2 protein-coding genes and 1 pseudogene are annotated in these 3,723 nt (G+C 58.8%); all 3 read right to left on the bottom strand.

The window, feature by feature from the left end; genetic code table 11:
- A pseudogene (locus tag Q7O77_RS15465) lies at nucleotides 1-1,063 on the bottom strand (hypothetical protein); the annotation flags it as partial.
- A 95-nt stretch (nucleotides 1,064-1,158) separates the two neighbouring features.
- Nucleotides 1,159-2,553, bottom strand: coding sequence for a glycoside hydrolase family 1 protein (locus tag Q7O77_RS15470; protein WP_304169385.1), 1,395 nt, complete (start codon nucleotides 2,551-2,553; stop codon nucleotides 1,159-1,161).
- A 26-nt stretch (nucleotides 2,554-2,579) separates the two neighbouring features.
- Nucleotides 2,580-3,723, bottom strand: a 1,144-nt coding sequence (locus tag Q7O77_RS15475; RefSeq protein WP_304169387.1) for a glucose PTS transporter subunit IIA, incomplete at its 5' end; no start/stop codon positions are given.

Raw genomic sequence — 3,723 nt, forward strand, 5'->3', positions numbered from 1 at the left:
CGTTGACATTCTTCAGCGCCAGCGTGAGCTGCTGTTTTGCCACCGGCCACAGTTCCTGCGCCGTCTCGGTGTCTCGACTCGCACGCAGATAGTCGCGCACGATGCTGCCGAACAGCGCGGCATAGTCGATCAGCACCACCTCGCCGATGCGTGGCTCCGGCTTTTCATACACGCAGGCCGTGATATAACCATCGTCCCGCTGTAGCCCGGCAAATAAGTACAGACAGCGGCGCACCAACGCAGTGTTGTTGAAGCTCACATAGTTGACCATCGCCTGCAGGCGCAGATCGCCAACCCATAGCCGCCGATCGCGCTTCGGCCCGTCTTCGAAAACGGTCTGCATACATTCGTGCAATGTCCGAAGGCTGACACGATCGATATCCCGCAGGAGTTCGCTGTCATAGCGCACCGGCGCGAAGCGATCCTGACCGGCGGAAGAGACCGCTTTCACCTGCAGTGAGTTGAACGTGACGCTGAAGTTCGTTGATGTGGAAACGATCTCGATTTTGAGAAAGCGGAAGGCGTGGCGCCGTTCAATCCTGACCTGCTGTGGCAGAAAATCGACATTCAGAACTTCATCCGGCAGCCAGGAAGCGCTGATCCAGCCGTTATAGGGATAAAGCGGCTGCGTCACATCGGTGGCGACCTCCCCGAAGATCAGCCGCAAACGCACCGGAGCATCGCAGGAGACGCCCTGCCACCCCAATGAAAACGTGAGGTAACCGGTGTAGTGCTCGCCGAAATCCACAATAAAACTTTCGCCGGTCTTGAAACTCTTTTTCGCCAATGCCGCCATGTCATACTGCGGCGTCATGGCTACGCCTAACAGATGCTCGGGCGCTTCCCGAGGCGCGACGACGTTCAACGCGGGGTAAGTCACTTCGGACAGCGTCGGTTTCAACACTTCCGCCATCGCGACCCAATGCTGCTGCCGGGTCAGCGCGGTCGGCTGAACCACGCCGTTATTCACCGTACCTGCCATCTTATCCGTCGCGCGCAGCGGCGCGATACGGGCGCAAGCGGTGACGACGGCCGCATGGATCAATAACTCTCTTCTATTCATGGTCATCAACCCCCTTTTTGGGCGGGCCGGGCGCCACTGCCGCACAGCCCGTAGTCAGGCATGAAGGCATGGCGAACGCCACGCCCGCCCGTCGATTACTTCAGCGCGTCACCGTTGCTGTGAATGACCGATTGATACCAGTAAAAGCTCTTCTTGCGCTTACGCGCCAGCGTGCCTGCGCCCTGATCGTCCCGGTCGACATAGATGAAGCCGTAGCGTTTGGACATTTCCGCCTTCGACGCGCTCACCAGATCGATCGGACCCCAGCTGGTATATCCCATGACCTCGACGCCGTCGGCGATCGCCTCGCCCACCTGCACCAGATGGTCATTGAGGTACTGAATGCGGTAGTCGTCGTTAATGGCGCCATCGGCCTCCAGCTGGTCTTTCGCCCCTAGCCCGTTTTCCACGATAAACAGCGGTTTCTGATAACGGTCGTACAGTACGTTAAGCAGGTAGCGCAGCCCTTCCGGGTCTATCTGCCAACCCCATTCGGAGCTTTCCAAATAGGGGTTGGGGATCATGTTCAGGATGTTGCCGCGGGCTTTCTGAATCTCTTCGTCATCCTGAGTGACACAGCCCGTCATGTAGTAGCTAAACGAAATGAAATCGACCGTTTCCTTCAACGCCTGAATGTCGTCATCCTCGATGTGCAACGCTATTCCCTGCTCTTCAAAAAAGCGCTTCATATACGCCGGATAGGCGCCGCGCGCCTGAACGTCGCCGAAGAACAGCCACTCGCGGTTTTGACGCAGGCTCTCCATCACGTCGTTCGGTTTGCAGGTCAGCGGATAGAGCATCGCGCCCAGCAACATATTGCCGATCCGCGCGTCGGGAATGAGTTCATGGCAGGCTTTCACCGCCTTGGCGCTGGCGACTAACTGATGGTGGATGGCCTGATAAATCGACGCTTTGTCGCTGTCTGGCGGTAAACCGACGCCGGTAAACGGCGCATGCAGCGAAACGTTGATTTCGTTAAAGGTCAACCACAGTTTGACCTTATTGCGGTAGCGTTCGAAGACGGTACGGGCATAACGCTCGAAGCAGTCGATAGTTGTGCGGCTGCCCCAACCACCGACGCGTTTCACCAGCCCATAGGGCATTTCATAATGCGAAAGTGTGACCAGCGGCTGGATGTGATGCTTCGCCAGCTCGTCAAACAGCTTGTCGTAGTAAGCCAGCCCGGCCTCATTCGGCGTCAATTCGTCGCCCTGAGGGAAAATACGCGTCCAGGCGATGGACACGCGCAGACAGCGGAACCCCATTTCAGCAAACAGCGCGATGTCCTGCGGATAGCGGTGATAAAAATCGATGGCGATATCCTTGATGCTGCTGTCGCCGGGTTGACGCTCAACGATATCGCCGAAGATCCCCTGTGGCTGCAGATCGGACGTGGAGAGTCCTTTGCCATCGTCTTGATAGGCGCCTTCCACCTGATTGGCGGCAATCGCGCCGCCCCATAAAAAGTCTTTTGGAAAACGAGTGTTCATCAGTTTCTCCTGTAAGCGAGAGTGAGTTAATGCACCAACGACAGCAGCGGCGCGCCGGCGGCGACGGCGCCGCGGGCTAACGGCAACACATCCAGATAGCTGTCGCTGTTGGAAATAATGATTGGGGTGGTGAGGTCATAGCCCGCCGCGGCAATCGCTTCGAGGTCGAACGTCAGGAGCCGATCGCCCTGCTTGACGACATCGCCGACGGCGACATGCGGCGTGAAATGCAAACCGTCGAGTTTCACCGTATCCACGCCCACGTGGATCAGCACTTCGGCGCCGTTGTCTGCGGCCAAACCAATGGCGTGATGCGTTTTGAATAACGACGCCACCGTGCCGTCCACCGGCGCATAGAGCGAGCCTTCGTCCGGCACTATCGCGATGCCTTTCCCCAGCAGCCCGCTGGCGAAGGTGCTGTCGCTGACCTCTTCCAGCAGGATCGCCTGTCCGCTCAGGGGGCTTGCCAACGTCTCCGTACGCACGCCCAGCGCGTTGTCGACCGGCGCAGGTGCCGCCGTGTCATTCTTCTTGGGGGCCAGCGCCGCGGCCGGGATACCGAACATCCAGCTGGCGACGGCGGCGAAAAGGAAAGCGACCATCGTGCCGACAATGGCTGCCCAGACACTGCTGTTGAAGCCTTCGGGAGGAATAATCAGCGTGAAGGTGAATATGCTAGGCAGCCCAAAGGAGTAAATAGTGGTGTGGAAATAGCCCATGATGCCCGCGCCAATCGCTCCGCCCATGCAGCCGAAGATGAACGGACGACGCAACGGGAGCGTGACGCCATAGACGGCCGGTTCGGTGATGCCGAAGATTGACGCGGAGAAAGCGGAGCCAGCGATGCCTTTCAGTTTGGCATCCCGGGTGCGCAGCAGTACGCCTAGCGTCGCGCCCGCCTGCGCCAGCACGGCCGGCGTCAACAGCGGCAGCAGCGTATCGTGTCCCAACACGCTGAGGTTGTTCAGCATCAGCGGCACCAGCCCCCAATGCAGGCCAAAAATCACACAGATCTGCCAAATCGCCCCCATCACCGCGCCTGCGATGACCGAGTTGAGGTTATAAAGCCACTGATAGCCGCTGGCCAGCAGTTCGCTAAGCCAGGTCGCGCAGGGGCCGATCACCAGAAAAGTCAGCGGCACCGTAATGCAGACACACAGCAGCGGCGTC

This window comes from Lonsdalea britannica, assembly GCF_946477055.1.
Lineage (GTDB): Bacteria > Pseudomonadota > Gammaproteobacteria > Enterobacterales > Enterobacteriaceae > Lonsdalea > Lonsdalea britannica_A.

Bases quoted from the DNA above. Each gene is read 5' to 3' on its own strand.
- Q7O77_RS15470 (WP_304169385.1), bottom strand. From the start codon at position 2,553: ATGAACACTCGTTTTCCAAAAGACTTTTTATGGGGCGGCGCGATTGCC.